The 21,937-nt window shown below is 59.6% G+C and carries 17 protein-coding genes and 2 pseudogenes; 16 read left to right on the forward strand and 3 right to left on the reverse strand.

The features are described 5' to 3' along the window. Positions 1-31 precede the first annotated feature (31 nt). Complete coding sequence (locus tag AC09SL_RS03415; protein ID WP_058545121.1) at positions 32-1,237, reverse strand: citrate synthase; 1,206 nt, start codon at positions 1,235-1,237, stop codon at positions 32-34. A gap of 259 nt (positions 1,238-1,496) precedes the next feature. Between AC09SL_RS03415 and AC09SL_RS03420 the strand changes: the two genes are divergently transcribed. The 9 genes and pseudogenes from AC09SL_RS03420 (at position 1,497) to AC09SL_RS03460 (ending at position 10,372) form a co-directional block, all read left to right on the forward strand. Further along, entirely contained in the window at positions 1,497-2,786 is a 1,290-nt protein-coding gene (locus AC09SL_RS03420) for a CitMHS family transporter (RefSeq protein ID WP_058545229.1), read from the forward strand. Positions 2,787-2,870: 84 nt separating this feature from the next. Then, positions 2,871-4,268, forward strand: coding sequence for an OprD family outer membrane porin (locus AC09SL_RS03425; RefSeq protein WP_058545122.1), 1,398 nt, complete (start codon positions 2,871-2,873; stop codon positions 4,266-4,268). Between the two features lie 30 nt (positions 4,269-4,298). Continuing rightward, positions 4,299-5,327, forward strand: coding sequence for a phosphoglycerate dehydrogenase (locus AC09SL_RS03430; protein ID WP_058545123.1), 1,029 nt, complete (start codon positions 4,299-4,301; stop codon positions 5,325-5,327). Next, positions 5,324-6,688 (forward strand): acyclic terpene utilization AtuA family protein, encoded by a 1,365-nt coding sequence (locus AC09SL_RS03435; protein WP_058545124.1) that lies wholly within the window; start codon positions 5,324-5,326, stop codon positions 6,686-6,688. Before AC09SL_RS03430 ends, AC09SL_RS03435 begins: the two co-directional genes overlap by 4 nt. Position 6,689: 1 nt before the next feature. Next, the gene (locus tag AC09SL_RS03440) at positions 6,690-7,016 is read left to right on the forward strand and encodes a DUF4387 family protein (RefSeq protein WP_058545125.1); all 327 of its coding nucleotides are present in this window, start codon (positions 6,690-6,692) and stop codon (positions 7,014-7,016) included. Then, positions 7,013-7,996, forward strand: a complete 984-nt coding sequence (locus tag AC09SL_RS03445; RefSeq protein WP_058545126.1) for an alpha/beta hydrolase fold domain-containing protein — start codon at positions 7,013-7,015, stop codon at positions 7,994-7,996. The genes AC09SL_RS03440 and AC09SL_RS03445 overlap by 4 nt, the downstream gene beginning before the upstream one ends. Beyond that, positions 7,993-9,261, forward strand: a complete 1,269-nt coding sequence (locus AC09SL_RS03450) for a lipase family protein (protein WP_058545127.1) — start codon at positions 7,993-7,995, stop codon at positions 9,259-9,261. Before AC09SL_RS03445 ends, AC09SL_RS03450 begins: the two co-directional genes overlap by 4 nt. Positions 9,262-9,623: 362 nt before the next feature. Next, positions 9,624-9,831: pseudogene (locus AC09SL_RS03455) on the forward strand (ATP-binding protein); the annotation flags it as partial. A gap of 319 nt (positions 9,832-10,150) precedes the next feature. Further along, positions 10,151-10,372: a hypothetical protein gene (locus tag AC09SL_RS03460; protein WP_058545128.1), complete on the forward strand. Its 222-nt coding sequence runs from the start codon at positions 10,151-10,153 to the stop codon at positions 10,370-10,372. A 946-nt stretch (positions 10,373-11,318) separates the two neighbouring features. On the opposite strand, the gene AC09SL_RS03465 is transcribed toward AC09SL_RS03460, so the two are convergent. After that, positions 11,319-12,476 carry an alpha/beta hydrolase family protein gene (locus tag AC09SL_RS03465; protein ID WP_058545129.1) on the reverse strand — a complete coding sequence of 386 codons (1,158 nt, stop codon included), beginning with the start codon at positions 12,474-12,476 and terminating at the stop codon, positions 11,319-11,321. 1,202 nt (positions 12,477-13,678) lie between these two features. Between AC09SL_RS03465 and AC09SL_RS03470 the strand changes: the two are divergent. Both AC09SL_RS03470 and AC09SL_RS03475 read left to right on the forward strand, forming a co-directional pair. Beyond that, positions 13,679-13,975 (forward strand): annotated as a pseudogene (locus AC09SL_RS03470) (HAMP domain-containing protein); the annotation flags it as partial. A 57-nt stretch (positions 13,976-14,032) separates the two neighbouring features. Further along, positions 14,033-14,833, forward strand: coding sequence for a methyl-accepting chemotaxis protein (locus AC09SL_RS03475; protein ID WP_419555123.1), 801 nt, complete (start codon positions 14,033-14,035; stop codon positions 14,831-14,833). Positions 14,834-14,856: 23 nt separating this feature from the next. Here the strand turns inward: AC09SL_RS03475 and AC09SL_RS03480 are convergent, their stop codons facing one another. After that, positions 14,857-15,768, reverse strand: a complete 912-nt coding sequence (locus AC09SL_RS03480) for a LysR family transcriptional regulator (protein ID WP_058545131.1) — start codon at positions 15,766-15,768, stop codon at positions 14,857-14,859. Between the two features lie 326 nt (positions 15,769-16,094). Here AC09SL_RS03480 and AC09SL_RS03485 point away from each other — a divergent pair, with 326 nt between their 5' ends. The 5 genes from AC09SL_RS03485 to AC09SL_RS03505 all read left to right on the forward strand — a co-directional run bounded on the left by AC09SL_RS03485 (position 16,095) and on the right by AC09SL_RS03505 (position 21,900). Further along, positions 16,095-17,033, forward strand: coding sequence for a VOC family protein (locus tag AC09SL_RS03485; protein WP_058545132.1), 939 nt, complete (start codon positions 16,095-16,097; stop codon positions 17,031-17,033). 15 nt (positions 17,034-17,048) lie between these two features. Then, positions 17,049-17,411 carry a Rieske (2Fe-2S) protein gene (locus AC09SL_RS03490; RefSeq protein ID WP_058545230.1) on the forward strand — a complete coding sequence of 121 codons (363 nt, stop codon included), beginning with the start codon at positions 17,049-17,051 and terminating at the stop codon, positions 17,409-17,411. Between the two features lie 179 nt (positions 17,412-17,590). Continuing rightward, positions 17,591-18,715: an FAD-dependent oxidoreductase gene (locus AC09SL_RS03495; protein ID WP_058545133.1), complete on the forward strand. Its 1,125-nt coding sequence runs from the start codon at positions 17,591-17,593 to the stop codon at positions 18,713-18,715. A gap of 128 nt (positions 18,716-18,843) precedes the next feature. Beyond that, positions 18,844-20,523, forward strand: a complete 1,680-nt coding sequence (locus AC09SL_RS03500) for a DUF1302 domain-containing protein (RefSeq protein ID WP_058545134.1) — start codon at positions 18,844-18,846, stop codon at positions 20,521-20,523. 12 nt (positions 20,524-20,535) lie between these two features. Continuing rightward, complete coding sequence (locus AC09SL_RS03505) at positions 20,536-21,900, forward strand: DUF1329 domain-containing protein (protein ID WP_058545135.1); 1,365 nt, start codon at positions 20,536-20,538, stop codon at positions 21,898-21,900. The last annotated feature ends 37 nt before the right edge of the window (positions 21,901-21,937 follow it).

Here is a 21,937-nt window from a genome sequence, read left to right on the forward strand (position 1 = left end):
GGTTTTCGCCAAAGGAGCGGCCGAGTGGGGCTTAACGGCGGCCGGTCTCGGTTGCCGTAGGCAAGGTCCCTACGTAACGGGCGCGAGGGCGGGCGTCATGGTGCTGGTTGTATTGCTCGCTGGCGTGGGCTATCCAGCCGATCAGGCGGCCAACGCCCGCCAATGAAATTTCCTGTCCATGCAGCCCGAACTTCTGACCGATGAAGCTCACCAGAAGGATGAATTCCGGTGGGTACGCCACGAGCTCCGAAGCCACCGCAAAAGCTTTTTGCAGTTTTGCAAAGTCGCTGTCGCCCTCGAACGCCGCGGTCAACGCCGCCATGAGATGAGTGGCGCGCGGATCATTGATGGAATGGACATTGGGGCCGAACCCGACAATATGTCCGTCCTGGCTGTAGCGCTGCACAATAGGTCGCGCGGGGTCTGCTGCCGTGCAGATTTCCTCGATCATCCTGCTGGCGGCTTCATTTCTTCCATAGGCGATTTTGTGGCCCCGGGCCGCGGCAAGTCCGGCGATGGCCGCGTAATAGGGGGTAGCGCCGGTCGTGGCGGCGACGCGCACGCTATGGGTGGTGTGATCCAGTTCATGGTCGATACTGAGGATCAGCAGGCGGCGGATCAGGTCTGCATGCTCAGGCCGGGCGCCGCAGGCCTGGGTGATGAACTCGTGCAAGGGTTGCGTGCTCGGCTCGGTCGCGCCCACCACCAGGGCGGCAAACCATCTCACGACATCGGCGCCCGTACGGGCGTAACTGTCAGGGGAAAGGTCGAAGGCCTTGGGATTTTCTCTTTGCACCAAGGGGAAAAGCGCGATGGCTTTTTCCTGTGCGGACATGTGTTCGTAGATTTTCAGCAGCTTGACGCTGTCCCTCGGTACACGAGGCAGTGACGCGCCAAACGCCGAAGGCACTTGCCAGATCAACTCGGCGACTTCTTCAACCGTTGCGCGGTCAGCAAGCTCGACGACGTCATGGCCCCGATAAAACAGGCCATCATCGGTGATCAGCGTAATCGCGCTGTCCGACGGTGACGAGCGCTTGGACGCAGGTTTCTCTCCCGCCGGGCGCTTGACCAGGCGCTGGATGTCTTCGGCCCAATAGCGGCGCTTGGGCGTACCTGGGATCTTGAGGGAACGAATATTTTTGCGGCTGACGTAGGCGTACAGCGTCGGCAGGCTGATCCCGAGTATGGCTGCCGCCTCTTCTGCCGACAGGTAGAGGTCTTCTTGTTCTGGCATGACAGGTCCGGTCAGATTGATTGAATGGCGTACATGTTTATTAGATATAGCGTGATTTCGTCAATGTTTACAAGGTGCCATTCTCACTCAATTCTGCGCCTGAGCCGTCCGTCCAAAACGGCGCATTTACTGAGTGATGTTGACGAAAAAAATCAAGATTTACAGCCTTTCACCCCCTATGTAGATTTCGATTGCGCAAAAGTTGTTCACATTGATTTTCGATGGCATCGATAAAAATAAAAACGAAAAGGTGAAACGCATGGCTTGGTTAGGTTTCGCAATGGTCGTCACGTTTATGGCATTGATCATAAGCAAGCGACTTTCTGCTGTGACGGCGCTCATCCTCATTCCGGTTGCTTTTGGGCTGGCCAGTGGGGCAGGACCGGAACTGGGCGCGATGGTGATGGACGGCGTCAAGCAAGTGGCGCCCACTGCTCTGATGTTGATGTTTGCAATCCTGTATTTCGCGATCATGTTTGACGCAGGGCTCTTTGAACCCGCGGTACGGCGAATTCTGCGGTACGTGGGCAATGATCCGCTGCGAGTCGTGCTGGGCACCGCACTGTTGGCCGCTGTTATCTCGTTCGATGGCGATGGTGCAACGACGGTCCTGATCGTCACGACCGCGTTCCTGCCGCTCTACCTTCGCCTCGGGATGAACCCGCTCATTCTGGCGTTGATGCTCCTGCTGACCAACACCGTCGTGAACCTGATTCCCTGGGGAGGGCCGGTTGCCCGCGCCGCCAGTGCCCTTCACCTGGATGTGGCGGATATGTTCCTGGGCTTGGTGCCGGCCATGTTCGCGGGGCTTGCCTATGCCTTCGTCGTGGCGTTCTGGATCGGCCACAAGGAGCGGCGCCGCTTGGGTTGGAAGCCCGGTACCCAGGACGTTGCACCGCAGGAGCTCGCTTTGCCCACGCTGCAATCCGAAACGCAGCGGCCGAAGCTTTTCTGGGTCAACCTGGCGCTCACCGCGGGGCTCATGTACGCCATGGCCACGGGCCTGGCACCTTTGCCCGTGTTGATGATGGTGGGTTTTTCCCTGGCGCTGCTGATCAACTATCCGCGCTTGTCGGAACAGAAGGCGCGGGTCGCGGCTCACTCTGAAAGTGTCCTGATGGTCATCGCCCTGATATTCGCGTCAGGTGCGTTTACCGGGATTTTGTCAGGCACCGGAATGATCGATGGCATGTCAGCGAAAATCGTCCAGCTGATTCCCGACGGCGGCGGACAATACTTCAGCATCATTACCGCCCTTGTGGCCTTGCCGCTCAACTTCCTGTTATCCAACGACGCGTTCTTCTTCGGCCTCTTGCCGGTGCTGGGGGCGGCGGGTGCCGAATACGGCATCGATCCCATGCACGTTGCCCGTGCGTCGGTTTTGGGGCAGCCGGTCCATGCACTCAGCCCGTTGGTTGCCGCGGTTTATCTCATCAGTGGGATCATCAAGCGCGACATGGGTGATATGCAGCGCTATTGCCTGCTCTGGGCCATCGGCAGCAGCCTTGTCCTGATTGTGACAGCCGTTGTTACACGGGCGATTATCTGATCAATTAATTCGCTGCGTCAAAGTTTGAAGGACGCCAAGTCGCGTCTGCTCACGTCAAAATAAAAATAATAGATGAGGTGGTCGATGAAATCGATTAACGCCGTCGCAATGACGTTGCTGACGACATTGTGTGTGTCTGAAGTTTGTCTTTCGGCAACGATCAGTAATCCGGACAGGTTCCAACATGAAGGAAAGCTGAATGCTTATCTTCGATCGATGTACATCAATACACGGATATCCAATGACTTGATCGAGGATCGTTTTGGTGGTTTCCCGGACGGTGCAGAATTGGGCGGGACAGGGGTTGGCGCGATCCTGGACTATAACTCCAGCTATTGGGCCGGCGTTGTAGGGTTTGATGCCTCGTTGTATGGCGTGGCGATGATTGATTCGAAAGATAATGGCCGGAACCTGTTTGACGATACCGATGGCACTAACGGCGGCTTCGCAAAAGTCGGGCAGAGTTATCTCAAGTTGCGTTACGAGGGCGACGGCTGGAACACCGATTCGCAAATAGGCCGGGGCCGGTTCGATGCAGGGACGTTGGTCACGCTCGACACTCGGATCGTTCCGGGCTCCTATCAAGGAGGCCGGGCCCACCTGAACTTTACCGAGATGGGCATCGGTCCGCTGCCCGGTACGTTGGGGTTTGAAACGGCCTACATCAATCGCACGTCTCCGCGCGATCGGGAAGACTTCGAACCCCTATTGAGCCAGTCGGGCGAAGAAATAAAAGACCTGTACACCTACGGCGTCAAATACGATTTGAATGCCATCGAACTGGGGTACGACCGTGGCGTGTCGCGGGATTTCAATGAAAACACTCGTTATGGGCTGACGCTAAAAGCACCTCTTGGCGATAAAGCCGGCATTGTATTCGACACTCAATACTATGAGTTTCAAAAAGCCGGGCGAATCTGGGAGCGCGATTGGCTGGCCGGCGAGGCCGCTTATGATGATGACGCGACCTGGCTGAATATAAACTTGGGTTTATTGCTCGATAAACTTCGCCTGGGCCTTTCCTATTCCGAGACAAAAGCCGAGTTGAGCAATGGGCAACTCGGCTATGCCTATTTTGATCATGCTGACAATGTCGACGGCAAGATGGAAGCCTGGACACGCTCTGGTAACGACTTCAATAACCACGGTGAGCGCACCTGGCAAATAGGCGCTGAATATGACTTGAGCGGGCATTCGTTGTTAGGGACTTCGCTGGACGGCTTCAAAGTCATGACCATTTACAAGCAGGGCAAGTTCGACGCCACCGATCCTCTCAGCGGCCGGCGCACTGACGTACACGAACGGCAGAATGAATATCGTCTCTATTATCGCTTCGACGAAAAGGAATACGCCGGACTTTCAGTGGGCTTGATTTATATCGATTACCGAATCGACCAAGACTTCGTCGCCCTTGTGTCCGCTCAACCCGACAACGTGGTGAGCGGCTCGGAAGCTCGGGTGTACCTGGATTATGCATTTTGATCGCCGGGCAAACTTATCGAGAGGCCAGTGATGTTTAAACCTCGCCACACCATAGTGGTTACACAGCGATTCTTCGATTCAGAAGCCGTGCACTTGCTGCAGAGCCATGGCTGTAATGTTGTTGTCGCGCAATTGGCTCAGGGGCAAGGGGATGGTGACCTGAGCGAACGCCAGTTGATTGATCTCCTGGAAGACGCCGACGGCTGGATCGTTGGGCACGCGAATGTCACCGTGAGCCTGTTGAGCGCGCTCCCGCGTCTGCAAGTCATTGCCCGGCGTGGCGTGGGTTATGAGCGGGTCGATACCGCTGCGGTGGCCGCAGCGGGGAAGGTGGCGACCATCGCCATCGGCGGCAACGATGCAAGCGTCGCTGACCACACCGTTGCGTTGATGCTCGCCGTGTGTCGCCAGCTCAAGCAGTGCCAGTTGGGGTTGTCCGCCAATGACTGGTCGATTCCTCTTGGGGGCGATCTGTACCGCAAGACCGTTGGCGTGGTCGGCTTGGGCCGGATTGGCCGGGGCGTGCTGCAGCGCTTGTCCGGGTTCGAAGTGAAGCCGCTGGTCTACACCCCTCATCCAGACAGCGCACAGGTTGACGGCCTCCCTCGAAGTTGCTTTGTCGACCTGGAAACGCTACTCGAGGAAAGCGACTTCATCACCCTTCATGCACCACTCAACCCACACACCCACGGGCTGATCGATAGCCGTGCATTCAAGCGGATGAAACCGTCCGCGGTGCTGATCAATACCGCGAGGGGTGGGCTGGTGCGTGATGCGGATCTGCTGTGGGCCCTGCAGGAAAACCAATTGGCCGGGGCAGGGCTCGATGTGTTCGAGAGCGAGTCGGATCCGGTGCTTTGGGCCGTGACCGAACAACTCATCCAGCTCCCCAACGTGATCGTGACACCCCATGTCGGCGCCTCGACGGTCGAGGGGCTCAATCGTACCAATCTGATTGCCGCTCAATGTGCCGTGGCCGTTCTGGAAGGGCGTAGCCCGCCTGGCCATTGCGTCATCGCTGACGGACGTCGCTCTACAGGCTCGAAGGAGAATCCATGAATACCCCGATTAAAGTACTGACGCCCACGGGTGCCATTGGCACCGGTTTTCCTCGTGCGGCGTTTGACCAGGCGCTGCTGGAACGACCGGACGTGATTGCAATGGACGCGGGGTCCACCGACTCCGGTCCTCATTACCTGGGCACCGGCACGACCAAGGCTTCGGCCTCGATACTGCGGGCCGAGTTGCGCGTGTTCATGCAGGCTCGGGCGCAACTGGGCATCCCGCTGATCATCGGCAGCTGCGGCACCTGTGGTTCCGACGCGGGCGTCGACCTGATGCGCGGGTTGTGCGAGGACATCGCCGCCGAACTCGGTCAGGTCGTACGCATCGCGAGCCTCTACAGCGAGCAACCGGCAAGCGTCGTGAAACAAGCGCTGGCGCAGGGTCGCATCAGGCCCTTGCAGCTGGATCATATCGACGATGCACTGATTGAGCGCTGCTCGCGCATTGTCGCGCTGATGGGCGTAGAACCCTTCATTCATGCGCTTGAAGACGGCGCGGATATTATCTTGGCGGGACGCTCCACCGACACGGCGGTGATGGCTTCGCTGCCCATTCTGCGCGGAGCCCATCAGGGCGCGGCGTGGCATGCCGGGAAGATTCTGGAGTGTGGTGCGTCATGCACGACGACGCCCGCCAACGCAGTGGTGATGGCAACGATCGACGACACGGGATTCACCATCAAGGCCATCGGCGAGGGCGCCCGGCTTACGCCACGATCGGTCATGGCCCACATGCTTTATGAAAACAGCAACCCCTACGTACTCGTCGAGCCCGGTGGTGTATTGCACGTGGAAGGGGCGGTCTACACCGCGTTGGACGAACAGACCGTGCGCGTCGAGGGGGCGGTCTGGACGCCCAGCGAAGACTACACCGTCAAGTTGGAGGGGGCGGCGCCGTGCGGTTTCCAATCGGTGGTCATGAGCATTGTCCGCGATCCGGAATACGTCGAGCGCTTCGATGAGTGGCTTGCCTCCCTGGATTCGGTCATGCGTCAGCGAATCGAAAAGCACTTGGGCATTGGCGCCAAGGACTACGACTTGCAGTTGCGCGCCATCGGCAAGAACTCGGCCTTGGGGGCGCTTGAGTCACGGACGGGGACGCCTGTGGAAATCGGCGTCATGGCGATAGCCACGTCGGCGACCGCCGAGCGCACCCAGGACATGGTCGCGTTGCTCAATCCCTACCTGTTGCACTTTCCGTTGCCCGGCGACAAGGACCTGCCCACCCATGCATTTCCTTTCTCGCCGGCCTCGATGGACCGGGGCGTGGTGCATGAGTTCGTGCTCAGCCACGTGATGGTCGTGGACCCGTTGGCACCTTTCCGGTTTGCTATCAAGACAGTCGAGGGCGCATGACATGAACACTCTGCAAGCATTGGGTTATGAGATCCGTTCAAAGAACGCCGGGCCGTTCTCCCTGACCATCGATGTGTTCTGCAAGGACTCGGACACCTTCGCGCGATTGGCCGCGGAGCCGAAATTGCAAGCGTCGACCATCGCCGAGCTGTTCCACAGGCCCGCGGAGTCAATCAGCGTTTTCCCCATCGAGGCGTTGAATGTGATCAAGATCAGCCTGCCGCGTCCGGTGGTGCAGGGCGCCTTGCAGGATCGGGACATGCACGGGGCTCAATGGGCGTTCATCCTGCTGGACGCGCTTGGCGCCGGCGAGGACGACCGGCCATGAGTGGCGTTGAAAGAGTGTCGGCGGATTCTTGCCCGTCGGTTCACCCAGACCTGATAGCCGTGGCCACGACGCTGCGCGAAAAAGGGTTGCTGCCGGTTGTCCATGGGGACATACACAGTGTCCGCGCGCAACTGGAACGGATCAATGCCTGGGCGGCACACCGCAGCGTGCCGTTGTCCTATGAGCGCACCTTGGGGTTTGTCGTCGATGGTCGAACGGTGCCCTGCAAGCTCTATTGGCCGGAGGGCGATGAGACGCCTTGCTTGATGTTCTATTGCCACGGCGGTGGATTTCGCCACGGTTCGCTTGCCGGCTGGGACGCGCCGCTGCGCCAGCTGGTGCGTGACAGTGGCCTGGCGGTGCTGTCCATCGACTATGCGTTGTCGCCGGAATATCGTTTTCCGGTGGCGTTCAACGAAGTGGTGTCGATCGTCAGCCGGATCATCAAGCTGGGGGCGATCACCGATTGCCCGGTACGCGGTTATGCCCTGGGCGGGGATTCGGCAGGCGCCAACCTGGCCTTGGGGGCTGCGATTGCCTTACGCGATGCGGGATTTGATGTGCTGCAGCAGTTGTTACTGTTCTACGGCAGCTACTCGCGCGACATGAGCTCCGATTCGTGGCAAAGGTTGGGTGGATACGGGGGACAGAATCTGTCGGTCGAGACCATGAGTGCCTACTGGGCGAGCTACCTGCCCAATGACGAGGATGACTGGCGGGTGCAGCCGATCATCGCTGATCTGGTCGGCCTGCCACCGGTGCGATTGGTGGTTGGTGCGCTGGACCCGTTGCTGGATGAAAACCGTGAGTTGGCGCACCGGTTGGAAAGCGCGGGCGTGGAGACGAGCTTGCACGTGCTCGCGAACATGACCCACGGATTTATCCGCTTCAATGAGGTGGCCCCTGTCGTGGGCAATGTCATTGCTGCGCAGGGCAGCGCTTTGCGCAAGGCACTTTGCGCTCAGGTGAACTGCCCATGAACCTGCTGCGAATCGCGGGCCTTGCACGAATCTGCATTGGCTCATTCGTCGTGATGGCGGCCAATGCCCTGGCGGCAGGCACGCTTCCCCTCGGCCCAGATGCAGGAGACAGGGCGCCGTCGGCGTTTTACCGCTGGCCTGAGGCAATGCCCGCGTTGCCCGGTGCCCTGCTGCGGAGCGAGACACTGGCGGTGCAGCCGCAGATGCCCGCGGCCGCGCAGGCTTTGCGCCTGCTCTACAGTTCAACCGACGAGCGCTGGCACTCCGGACTCATTGCAGTCAGCGGGGCGTTGTACCTGCCGGCTGGAAATCCACCCCCGCACGGCTGGCCGCTGCTGGCCTGGGCCCACGGTACGCTGGGGATTGCCGATGCCTGCGCACCGTCCTGGACCGGCTTGCGAGACCGTGATGCGGCGTACATCAACCGCTGGCTGGCCCGTGGCTTTGCTGTTGTCGCCACCGATTATCAAGGCCTGGGAGGGCCCGGACCGCATCCCTATACATTCTGGCAGGCCGAGGGACGCTCTGTCCTGGACGCGATTCGCGCGGCCCGTTCGATCAGGCCGGGGTTGATTGCCAATTACACGATCCTGGCCGGGCAATCCCAAGGGGGCGGGGCGGCGTTGGGCGCGGCGATCCTTGCCAGTGACTACGCGCCGGAGCTGCCTATCCGCGGCGCGGTAATCACGGCCCCGAACAGCACATTTCCCCAGGGCCCCATTGCACTGGCGCCGCGCCAGTCCAATACGGTATTCCTGGCGCTGGCGTCCGGTGGCCTGCGGGAGGACGGGCCTCGGATAGAGGATATCCTGACGGCCAAAGGGCTTGAACTGCTGAGTGTTGCCCGGCAGGGCTGTACCCGTGACATTGCGCTCAAGTCCAAAGCGATGCAGATCGGTTCGTTTGCCGAGCTTTTGACCATGACCCCCGAAGCGTTGAATGCTATGCGTATCCCAACGACCGACGTGCCCCAGGCATCGATTGCCTTCCCGTTATTCATTGCCACCGGCCTGGCCGATCAAACGATTACACCTATGCGGCAGTATGCGGTCGCGGCGGCTCTGTGTGCCGCTGGTAATCAAGTCACCTGGCGGACCTACGAAGGCCTGGGGCATGACGGGGTGCTACATGGTTCATTGGACGATGCATTTGCCTTCTTGGGGGCCCGGCCCGACGGTCAGGGCCATGGTTCGAATTGCTCCGCCTTGCAGCGGCCCGGTCCGCCGGGTGAGCGAGATGCAGAAGAGCCATTCAACGACGACTGAAGTGCGCTTGTGGGAGCTTGCTCGCGAGGGCGGTGGGTGAGCCATGAAGTGTTGGCAGGGAGGCCTCATCGTTAGCAAATTCGCTCACATATTGATCCGGGTACGGCCCAATGGCGGGCATTTTCGACGGTTGGCGAAGCGTGGTCGCTAAATTCCCTTTCTGGCCCCGCGTAACCTTAACCATGGCGCACCGCTGCCGTAACGTGTACCTGACTGCGACGCAGAGGAGCGTCCTGATGAGCTGTAGAACCTTTATGCACGGCACCGCTTGAGCGGGAGGCATTGATGGCTGGCGCGGGGCCGCTGTTGCGTCCGGGCAAGCGGGGCAGTCCCTACAACGAGTACTTCCGCGCGCTGAACCAGGTATTGCGCTAGAGCAATTGCCCATGGGTTTGATCGTTACTGGGTCCAGACCAAAAAACCATCCCACCGGCAGCGGCCTGAGGCTGTACATCACCCAAGGCATCCTCCAGGCCCATGGCGGCAAGATCGTTGCCGAGATTGAAATGGGGCGGGGGCAGTGAGTTTCTGTTTACGGTACCAAAGGTGATGGAAAACTCGCATACCTGATGCGGTCAATCTCACACCGGCAATATCACCACCGCTTCCAACCCGCCGCCCTGGCGTTCGGGCCACACCGATCTGGAGGCCAATTGCGCTGACCCAAGCAGGCGCCGTGCCCAGGTGAACGTGAAGGTGTCTCCAATTGAAAGCTGACGGAGCGCAACACAAACACGCAGCTACCTAGCAAGCCATACAACGCTGGTAGGAGCAGGCGATAGAAAATATTGTATTGGCCCCTTCCGTTAAGGCCGACGGCAATCCCTTCACCTCCCGTGATTGCATCAATATCGAGAAATAACTGGGCTACGTCTATGGCGCCGGTTCCTTGGATGCCTATGCCCAAACCGCCAAGCAGTTGCTGTTCAAGGCCGAGGCACCGTGGCCAACTGGCAAGGCATTGCGGATAAGGCGTATCAACCGAGCGAAAATCCGTGGTTTGTTCCTGATCTCGGCCTACGCCAAGGTCGACGGCAATCGCGAGTACCTTGGTACCCGGCTAATACTCAGCCGTTTACACGTCGAAGGTTGCATGGACTGCCAGACGTAACTGGAAGCTAAGGCCACCTTCAAGCTTCCACCCAACGCCGATAACTCGACGATTGACGACGACAGTATTGAGGTGGAGATACAGATCCATGACACGGTCCTGAAGCGACCAGATACGGCAGGGCTCCTCAGCACCGGCAATGCCGCTACTGCGGATGCGCCGTTTAAGCTGGAAACCTACTGATCCATAGCGGACTTTGCTCGCTGCTGGCGTGGCGGCTGAAGGCAGTCTTCGGTCGCTGCGCCTAGCTGTCCAGACCTGACGTTTCCCGTCCGGTTGGCTGGCTAGGGTAGAAGGAAATGGAACAGCCCGGAATCCTGCCTTCTTGGCCCTTGATACTCCCCGAAAGCGAGTCCAGAATTGAATCTTTTTCTGCGTCGGCAAGAAAGCAAATTCCTTAAAGTTCAATGGGTCGGACTGCGCTAGATGTTTGAGCATTTCCTCAGCGAACAATTCATCATATTCAGCGGTTGAGCAGCTCACACTCTAGAGCTCGAGGCCATCACGAAAGATTCACGCGTTGGTATTGACGCGACGGTTTATCGGGGCACGGTTGTTTCGCCCTCTTTAGCACCATAACCCTGTCAATTATTCAATCATCAACACGTCAGTAATGCCCAACCTTAGTTGGCCAGGATTGAGCCGGCGGACGGATTGACCCATCAGCATGTTCGAGCCAATTCCAGCTTGGGTATTGCCGTAAGCGCTCACCGCCCTGCGAGGATACATTGCTAATGTAGCGTTGATCGCCATACAGGGAAAAGTACTACTAGTGCAGGAGTATCGTAGTGGCAGATGTTGGGAATGATTGAGGGTGAGTAACTTTAAAAGCGCGGTTGGCGCTCGTCAGCGCGATAGGCGTTCATTGACGCCCATCGCCCGATTGCGCAGTCGCACCGCAAAGCTCAAGCGCTCGCAGGTTGCCGGAACATCAACTTCATGCCCGTCATGCAGTACGCCCGCCGAGTACCTCAGCGACCCAGTCGGCAATGTATTGACCGGCATTGATACTGTTGTCGAAGCTCGAATGCTGCACGCCTCCCTCACGTTCGGTGAAAATTTTCAGCTCGCGTTTTGGACTGTTGACCAACTGCTCGTAGGTGCGGTGGGCCCACTTCAATGGAATCTGCGAATCCTTTTCACCGTGGGTGACCAGGAAGGGGACATTGATGCGGTCCAGGATGCCGTCCAGATGAACGTTCTCGGCGATGGTCATGAACTCGTCCGTGTCCTTGGCCCCCCAGACCCAAGACACATGCGACCAGTAATGCGGCACCGGGAAGCTGCCTTCCTTTTCCAGGCGACGTTTCTGTACATCACGCCAGTCATGGTTGGCACCCCACACCACGCCGCAAGCGAAGCGCGGCTCGAAGGCTACCGCGCGCGGGCAGTAATAGCCGCCGAGCGATACGCCTTCCAGGCCAATGCGTTTGGCGTCGACATCGTCGCGGGTTTCCAGCCAATCCACCACGCGACTGGCCCAATGTTCGCTGTCGAAGCGCGCGGTCAGGTTGTGCAGACGCAATGCTTCGCCGGTGCCGGGTTGGTCGATGATCAAGGAAGAAACGCCCCGTTTGGCCAACCAGGCCGGCAGGCCGACGCGGTATTTCATTTCTTTGGTGGAGTCCAGTCCATTAACCTGCACCAGGATCGGCGCTGGGCCGCTGACACCTTCGGCACGGACCAGCAGACCGGAAATGTGTTTGCCTTCGTAAGGGATTTCAACGCGCTCGCAGTTTTCTCGTGCCAGTTCGATACCGCGTTGGAATGTGTGCAGAAAGCGCTGGTACAGCTCCGTGCGGCCCGGGGCGCCGTGGGCCTGCAGGCGTTCGCAGCTCAGGTAATAGGTCGCGGCGCGGTTGTATTTTTCACCGGCTGACAGCATTCGACCCTTGCCTTCGTCTTCCTCAGCCAGGCCGCACAGCTTGTCGGCCATGTTCGCCCAGGTCTCACGAAAAGCCTTGCTGCCGGCGGCGTCCGGTTGCTTGGCGGCTTCCTGCAGCGGCGCGCACATTTCTTCGATTTCGCCGATGCGGGCGCCCATTTCAATGGCCAGGTCGACGGAAAGATTCCACACGTAGTTGGTCGGGAAGTAGCGAAACATGATTGTTATTGTCCTTGTGCAAGCAAAGCGGGCGACCAGGTCCGGAGCGGGGATCGCCAGACCTGACGGTTCGAAGCAGGCTAAGGGGAGGCGGATTGTTTGGCCAATCGCGAGTCGGGATGGGAGGTATTGCGAACGGAGATAGAGCCAGGCGCACCGTCGGTCTAAGAGTTTTCTACTCACCGTTCAAGCTGCAAATCCGGATACCTACCATCGTACTTTGCGATGGCTCATAGCACAGGATGCGATTGGTGTCGTTGAGGTGCGACTCATTAGTGTTTGCGCTGCACCGCGCCGTTGGTTGGAGTTCGGGCGCACACAACAACAAGAAAAAGGTATCGGCAGATGAGTGAGTTCAAATCCGGCACAGCGATCAGGTGCGCCAAGGGCATGCTGTTTTTCCACGACAGTGCGAGGAGCTGGACATGCTCGTACTGAATCGCGTACTCGGAAACCTGTCGGTGGGTGCCAAGCTATCGCTGGGTTTTGGCCTGGTGCTGCTGGTGACGTTGGCGGTAGCGGCGACTGCTTTTCGTTCCCTGGGTGTGTTGCAGCAGCGCGGTGAGCAATCGCGCCAGGAGTCAGCGGTTCAGGCCCTGATTCTGCGTGCGCGTATCGACGAGAAAGCGTTCGCCCTGGATCTGGCCCCGCAGCGCCTGGAGCAAGTCCGCGAGACGATTGGAAAACTGAATCAGCAACTCGATGATCACCCGATCAACAGCGCAACGCACACCACGATTCGCACAGCCGTCAGCGCTTACCTGGAGCAGTTCCTCAGCTATGCCGATTCGTTGCGTCGGGCTCGCGAAACGCGCCTGCGCATGCAGGCACGGGCGCAGACCGCTGGCGACAGTTTTACCCTGCTGTTTCTCGACCAACTGGATGCGCTTAATGCTCGGTTAGGGCAGGGGACGCCGCCGAGCAGCGATCAGATGGTATTGCTTGAGCAGACGGCCGCGTTGCGGGACAAGCTCGCCAAGCTGCGTGACAGCGAGCTGTACTACTCGCTCGATGGCGAGGAGCGATACCGCAGCGACTGGGAAATGAGCATGAGTGACCTGCTGGCCGCCATGCAGGCGCTCGATCTTGACGAGCAGCAAGGTGCGTCGCTGCAGGAGGCGAACACTGCCTTGGGCGACTACCGCAAAGCCTTCCTCGAGTTTGTCGGCAGCCGTGAGCAAAGTGCGCAAAGCAGTGCGGCGATGAGTACGCAAACCGAGCAGGTCAACCAGCTGCTGGCCCAGGCCGATGAGCAGCAAAGGCAGGCGGTCCTGGACGATAATCGCGATGCCGATCGCCAATTGGGTTTGATCACCGTTCTGGCGCTCGCCTTGGGCATTGGCGCTAGTCTGCTGATCCGTCACTTGATTGTGCAGCCGTTGCGCCAGGCTGTGCAACTAGTCCAGTGCGTGGCGGCGGGGGACCTGAGTGATCCGCCGGCAGGCAGTGCTCGTCGTGATGAGCTGGGTCAACTGTTGGGTACCGTGGGCAACATGCTGGGCAGCCTGCGCGGTTTGGTCGGACGCATCGACCGCGGTGTTGGATCGCTCAACGGCATGGCCGGCAGCCTGGCCGAAGTGACCCTGAGCAACAGCCGTGGTGTCGAACACCAACGCCAGGAAACCGAGCTGGCCGCCACCGCCATGCAGCAGATGGCCGCCACAGCGCAGGAAGTCGCGCGCAACGCGGCTCAAGCCAGCGAAGCGGTGGCGCATGCCGACCAACAGGCGCGTGAGGGCGATGAGTTGGTGCGTCAGGCGAGTGACAAGATTGACCATTTGGCTTTGGAAATGGGCGGTTGCGCTGAAGCCATGCGGTCGCTATTGGTGGAGAGCGCGGCGATTGGAGGCGTGCTCGATGTGATCAAAACGGTGGCCGAGCAGACCAACTTGCTGGCGCTCAACGCCGCCATTGAGGCCGCACGCGCAGGCGAGCAGGGGCGTGGCTTCGCCGTGGTCGCCGATGAGGTTCGCGGTCTGGCACGGCGTACACAGCGTTCGACCACGGAAATCGAAGGGTTGATCGTTCGTCTGAGCGCTGTGGCCCAACACGCCGCTGAGCGTTTGCAAGGCAGCCATGTGCTGAGCGATGAAACGGTGGTGCTTGCGGCGCAAGCCTCCCAGGCGCTGGCGCGGATCACCCGGGCGGTGTCCAGTATCGAGCAGATGAACCAGCAGATTGCCGCGGCCGCCGAACAGCAGAGCGTGGTGGCCGAGCAAGTCAACCAGAGTATGACGCGGGTGCGCGAAGTGGCCGAGGGCAGCGCCAGGGAAAGCCTGCAACTGCAAGGCTCAACGGCCGACTTGCAACGGGTTGGCGGCGAGCTCAAAGCGGCCGTCGGGCACTTTCGTACCTGACTCGCCTTTGGCTAGGGCTGTAACTACTGCTCCAGTTCGTTGATGATCTGGCTGATTTTCGCCCGCAGCCAGCGGTGCATCGGATCCCCCTCCATGGTCCGATGCCAGAGCATGAACTCACGCATCACCGGGATTTTAACTGGTGGCTGCATGATGCGTAGCGGCAGGTAGTTGGCGTAGAGCCTGGCCATGCGCTGGAGCATGGTGGCGACGCGTTGAGTACCGACGATCAACTGCGGCAGAGTGTTGAAGTCATGGGTCACCACTTCCATGCGGCGGGTGAAACCATACTGGCTCATCAGCCATTCTTCGACGCTCAGTTGCCGGTTGCGACCAAAAATCACCGAGACATGGCCCATTTCGATGTACTGGTCGAGGCTGATGCTGTCGCCCACCAACGTGTTGCCGTCCCACACTACGCAGACGTGTTCTTCTTCAAACAGTAGCTGCGAGGGGTGGCCTTCGATCAGGTAGTGTTCAGGCACGATCATCATGTCGGCCTCACCGCGCATCAGCATCTCGGTGGACGTGTCGCCAGGGCCGAGCAGTTCAAAGGTGATATGCGGTGCTTCCAGGGAGATCTTCTGGATCACCCGGGCAAACAGGACGCTGATCAGATAGTCCGACGTGATCAGGCGAAAATGACGCTTGCTGGTGGCGGGGTCGAACACCGGTTTGACGGTGATCGAGGACTGGATCGTCAGCAGCACCTGGCGCACCGGCGCCGCCAGTTCGCGGGCATAAGGCGTGGGCTGCATCTTGCGTCCGACCTGCGCCAGCAGCTCATCTTCGAAGTAGAGGCGCAGCCTGCCCAGTACGCCGCTGGTGGCGGATTGTGTCATGTGCAGGCGTTCGGCGGCGCGGGTGATGTTCTGCTCTTCCAGCAACACATCCAGCGCCACCAGGAGGTTGAGATCCAAGTGGTTAAAACGCATGGCGGTCTCGATTTTTGTATTTATTTTGTAAATACCTTCCGACCTTCCTATCGCGGCGTCAAGTGCCGTGAGTTGGCGAATCGTGCGATGCCAGTTGGATTTTCCAGAGCGCTTGTGCTGCGCAGCCAGGTATCGCGTTTACCGATAGGTCACATCCTGACAAGCGATTAGTCAGTGAGTTTTTACCCCTTCACTATCAACTCACAGTCGGTTGGCCGTGACGCTTTATCGACTCCAAGACCCGCCTCGGCAGCGTACCGCCTGGCACTGCTCCCGTAAGCGGGGTGCTGGCCTGCGCTGAATAATTACAATGGAGTGGTAACTCAATGAACATCATTGGCCTTGACGCCCTTATTTTCGGTGTCGACGACATTCAAGCCTGTACTCATTGCCTGCGTGACTACGGCCTGCTGCCTGTCGATGTCGACAGCGAGGGCGGTCGTTTTGAAGCCCTCGACGGCACCTCCGTGATTATCCGTCGGGCAGACGATGCCAGTCTGCCGGCGGCCATCGGGCCTGCGCCCTCGATTCGTGAAACCGTCTATGGCGTGGCAAGCATGGCTGATCTTGAGGCCATCGCCGATGAGCTGGGGCGCGACCGCCCGGTGACCCGCGGTGCCGATGGCTCCGTGCACAGCGTGGACGATATGGGCTTTGCCATTGGTTTCCAGATCAGTGTGCGGCGTGCGTACAGCGCACCAGCCGATCTGACCAATGCGCCGGGTCATGCGCCTCAACGCCCGGTTAACCAACCTGGCATCAATCCCGACATGCAGGCCCTGCCGCGGACCCTGTCCCATGTGGTGTATTTCGTGCCGGACGCAGCCAAGGCCGAAGCTTTTTACAAGCGCTTGGGCTTCGTGACCACCGACACCTTTGTCGGCGCCGGCCCGTTCATGCGGCCGGCCGGTTCCGATGACCATCACTGCCTGTTCATGATCCAGACGCCGCCGCATATGAAGGGCTGTGAGCACTTCACCTTTCACATGGGCAGCGGCACGGAAGTACTGCTGGCCGGTCGTCGCTTCGAACAGCAAGGCTGGACCAGCTTCTGGGGGCCGGGCCGTCATCTCTTCGGTTCTAACTGGTTCTGGTACTTCAATAGCCCGTTGGGTTGCCACATCGAATACGACGCCGACATGGACAAGCACGATGACGCCTGGCAAGCGCGCCAAGCGCCGTTGTCGGCGGATAACTCGCAGTTGTTCCTGTTCACCTCCCGGGAAAAGTGGTTTCCGAGCGGCCCGCCGCCCAAGCAGGCCTGAATGCGGATTTCGTCCATGAGCCACGACGCAATTGTTCTCTGTCGACTGGATGAATTGGTCGAAGGGCAGGCCCGCGGCTTCGATCCTCTGGGTACGGGCAAGGACAGCGTGTTTGCCCTGCGCCATGACGCAGAGGTGCGCGTCTATCGCAACAGTTGCCCACACTTGGCGGTGCGCCTGGAGTATCGCAAGGACCGTTTTCTCAGCGTCGATGGCCGCCAGATTGTCTGTTATGCGCATGGTGCGCGGTTCCTTCCTGACACGGGTCTGTGCGTGTACGGCCCGTGCCTGGGGGAAAGCCTGAGTGCGCTGCAATGGCATGCAGAAGCCGATTGGCTGGTGCTCGAAGCGGGTCAGTTGGAGGCGTGTGGACCTTAATTAAGGTATTGCGGTAGCTGATACATCGTATCCCTACATGCGATTAGTCAAACGCCTGCTTTGCCGAGAAAGTGGGGCACAAAGCGGTACCGAATGCGTGCAAACACAGCGGGTTCTGAAGCCTGGGATCGCTCCGGCAGAACGCTTGCGTGAATAACAAGAATAAGAGTGAGACGAGCATGAACGCAGTGAAAAAGGTGCTTATCGTCGGTGGTGGTATCGGTGGCCTGTGTGCCGCAATCGCTTTGCGTCGCAAAGGTATTGTCGTCGATCTTGTCGAGCTCAAGACGCAGTGGACCGTCTACGGTGTTGGCATCATCCAGCAGAGTAACGTCGTCCGTGAGATGGCCAAGTTGGGTGTGTTGGATAGCTACCTGGATGCTGCCTACGCGTTCGAGGATCTGACCATCAATACCACGGCTGGTGAGCAGTTGGTACGAATCCCCGGTCAGCGCCTGGCTGGTCCCGAGTATCCGGCCAACGTCGGTATCTCGCGCCTGGCCCTGCATCAAGTCCTCAGCGAAACCACCATGGCCCTGGGTGCCTCGATTCGTCTGGGCCTGAGCGTCGAGATGCTAGAGCAGGTGGGCGAGGGTGTGGAGGTGCTGTTCACCGATGGCAATCGCGGCCATTACGATCTGGTCGTGGGCGCCGATGGCCTGTACTCCCACATGCGCGGCTTGCTGTTCGGCGAGCAGTACCTGCCGCGCTTCACCGGCCAGGCGGTGTGGCGCTACAACCTTCCACGCGCCGCTGGAATCGATCATCTGGCCACCTTCCAGGGACCCGCTGGCAATGCCGGGTTGGTGCCGTTGGGCCACGACCAGATGTACCTGTTCATGACCTCCCACGAGCCCGCCAACCCCAGAATGGATGCCGCCACGCTGGCGACCCAGATGCGCCAGCGCCTGAGTGGCTTCACCGGGCTGATCGGCGAGCTGCGCGAGCAAATAATCAACAGCGAACAGGTGGTCTACAAGCCACTGGAGGTGGTGTTCGTCAGTGAGCCCTGGTACCGCGGCCGAGTTGTGCTGATTGGCGATGCGGTTCACGCCACGACGCCGCACCTGGGTCAGGGTGCCGGTATGGCCATCGAGGATGCCGTGGTGCTTGGCGAAGAGTTGGTCGCCGGCGGCAGTGTCGAACAGCAGCTCGAACGCTTTATGGCGCGCCGTTATGAACGCTGCAAATTCATCAGCGAAAGCTCGGTGCTTGCCGGTGACAAGGAAATGGCCCACGACAGCAGCTTCGACCGGATCGGCCTGGTCAGGCGGATGCTCGAGGTCACGGCACAGCCTATCTGAGGCGCCGACAAAACCAAATTCGCTTTCCCATGAATGTTTCATGCCTGTGCAGGCTTGGCCCGGTTGGATTGCGGGCGCGGTTTCACCAGAAGAGCTGACATACAACAACAATAAAGAGGGTTACTTCGATGGCTACTTGCAAGTTCGCTGCGTCTCGGCGCGTCCCCTTCACCCTGACCCTTGCGGCCAGCCTGGGGCTTGGCGCTTCGGTTGCCCAGGCGTTTCAGATCGATACCGGCAATCCCGATCTCAGCTTGCGCTGGGACAATACGCTGAAGTACAGCGCGGCCTGGCGCCTGAAGGACCCCAGCAGCAAGCTCAGCCAAGGGCAAACGGCGTTGAACCAGAATGACGGTGATCACAACTTCAAAAAGGGGCTGATCTCCAATCGTCTGGATATTCTTTCTGAGCTGGACATCGGATATCACGACTTCGGCGCTCGTCTGAGCGGTGCAGCCTGGTATGACACTGTCTACCAGGACCGCAACGACAATAACGATGCGGCCAGTGCCAACCAACGGTCGGTGGGCTTCGACGAGTTCACCAATGACACACGTCATCTGCATGGTGGCGATGGCGAGCTGCTGGATGCCTTTGTCTACTGGAACGGCGAGCTGGCCGACCGTGCCTTATCGGTTCGCGCGGGGCGCCATGGTCTGATCTGGGGTGAGAGCCTGTTCTTTGGCGGCAACGGCATTGCCGGTGCCATGGCGCCAGTGGACGTGGTCAAGGCGCAATCGGTACCCAACACCCAATTCAAGGAAATCACCCGGCCGGTCAATCAACTCTCGACCGCCTACCAACTGACCGATGACCTGTCATTGGGCGCTTTCTATCAGTTGGAGTGGGAAGAGACACGACTGCCTGGTGCCGGCAGCTACTTCTCCACCAGCGATACCATCGGTGAAGGCAATGAACGGTTGATCACTGGCGGGCCATTTCCGGATTTCCTCGGCGGTAATGCCAACAGCCCGGCGGCGTTCTTCCACGGTAAAGACAAGAAAGCCAGGAGCTCCGGCCAAGGCGGTCTGCAGCTCAAGTACAACACTGGGACGACGGATTACGGACTGTACGCACTCCAATATCACGAGAAAACCCCCACGTTGTACTTGAAACCGAATGCCACCGGGCCGGATTTCAGTACCGGAAAAATCGGCGAGTACTCCTGGGTCTACCCGGAAGATATCCGTGTCCTGGGGGGCAGTTTCGCGACTTCCGTAGACGAGTACAGCTTTGCCGGCGAGGCATCGATGCGCTGGAACATGCCGTTGGTGTCCAACGCCCAGACCGTCCTGCCGGGCATCGACGCGGACAACAACGATGACGCCCTTTATGCCGTCGGCCGCACGGCTCACGTCAACCTCAACGTCCTGGCATCGCTGGGCCCTTCCTTTGTCGCCAATGAAGCCAGTCTGTTAGGGGAGATCGCCTGGAACCGCTTGCTGGCCGTGACCAAGAACCGCGCCGCCCTGGACCCTAACGCCACCGATGACGGCTTGGGCTTGAAGTTGGTGTACACGCCCACCTATCGCCAGTTCTTCCCTGGCGTGGATATCAGCGTGCCGGTGGGCATCAGCTATTTCCCCATGGGCAAATCGGCGGTCATCAGCGGGTTCGGCCCCGATAGAGGAGGGGACATGAACATCGGCGTCTCCGCCACCTACCTGGACCAAGTGACCCTGGGGCTGACCTACACCCGCTTCTATGGCCCCGAGGACACCAGCCTCAACGCCGCCAACCAGTTCAACTACAAGCAGTCGCTGAAGGACCGGGATTACCTGGCTTTCTCCGTCAAGACCACGTTCTAAGAGGATTTGCGCATGACCATTCAGTTCACTCTAAAGGCCTTGTGCTTGACCCTGTTGGCCGCTACCGCACCGATGACCCTGGCTGCCAGCGCCGAACAAGCGGCTGAGCTGGGTAAGACCCTGACGCCCTTCGGTGCCGAGAAGGCCGGCAATGCCGATGGCAGTATTCCGGCCTGGGACGGTGGCTACACCAAGGTCGATCCGGCCTATGTTCCGGGCGGCAAGCGTGGCGATCCTTTTGCCGCCGACAAACCGTTGTACAGCATCACGACCCAGAACCTGGCCAAGTACGCCGATAAACTCAGCGACGGCACCAAGGAGCTGTTCAAACGCTTCCCGGAGACCTATCGCATCGACGTGTATCCGACCCGACGCACGGCGGCCGCGCCGCAATGGGTCTATGACAACACGTTCAAGAATGCGACCCGCGCCAAACTGGTCAATAGCAGCGCCGGCCTGATCCCCGACGGTGCCTATGGCGGGATCCCGTTTCCGATTCCACAGAACGGTACCGAAGCCATCTGGAACCACCTGCTGAACTGGCGCGGCACCTCGGTGGCGGCGCATTTTCGCCACTATCTGATCACGGCCGACGGCAACCAGGTGATGACCAGCGACGGCCTTTTGACCCAGGAAATGCCCTACTACTTCGAGGAGGGCGGCCCTGAAAACTACTCGGGTGACTACTGGCAGGTGCACTTTGTCAATTCCGGCCCGGCGATTCGTGCCGGCGAGCAGATCCTGGGGCGTGAGAACATCAACGGCGAAAAATCCCAGGCTCATGTCTATCTGAGCGGTCAGCGCCGGGTGCGCACGCTGCCCAACGCCTGCTGCGATACACCGACGCCGTCCACCGCCGGGGTCATGTCTTTTGATGAACTGTTTGTGTGGGGCGGGCGCACGGACCGGTTCGACTGGAAACTGGTGGGCAAGCAGGAAATGTATGTCCCCTACAACACCAACAAGGCGCAGAACGCTGGCCAGCCGCAGGACCTGTTAGGCAAACACCATCTGAACCCGGATTACGTGCGTTGGGAATTGCACCGCGTCTGGGTGGTCGAGTCGACGTTGGCCGCCGGCAAGCGCCACCAGTTGCCCAAAGGCCGTTACTACCTCGACGAAGACACCTGGCAAGCCCTGCTCGGTGACCGTTGGGATGCCAGCGGCCAACTGGCCAAGACCCTCTGGTCGCTGCCTTCCGTATTGCCCGACCTGCCAGGCCTGGTGCAATTGTCTGCCGGTTTTTATGACCTGACCTCCGGTGCGTGGTTTATCCAGAACCTTTACGCCGGGTTGCCGGAACAGTATCACGCGGTTGATCGCTACAAGGCCTCGGAGTTCTCGCCAGCGGCGATGGCCGGGCGCGGCGTGCGTTAGACCTGAGCCGAAAGTGAAGGGCAGGCCTGTCGGTCTG

It is taken from the genome of Pseudomonas sp. PF05, assembly GCF_056521845.1.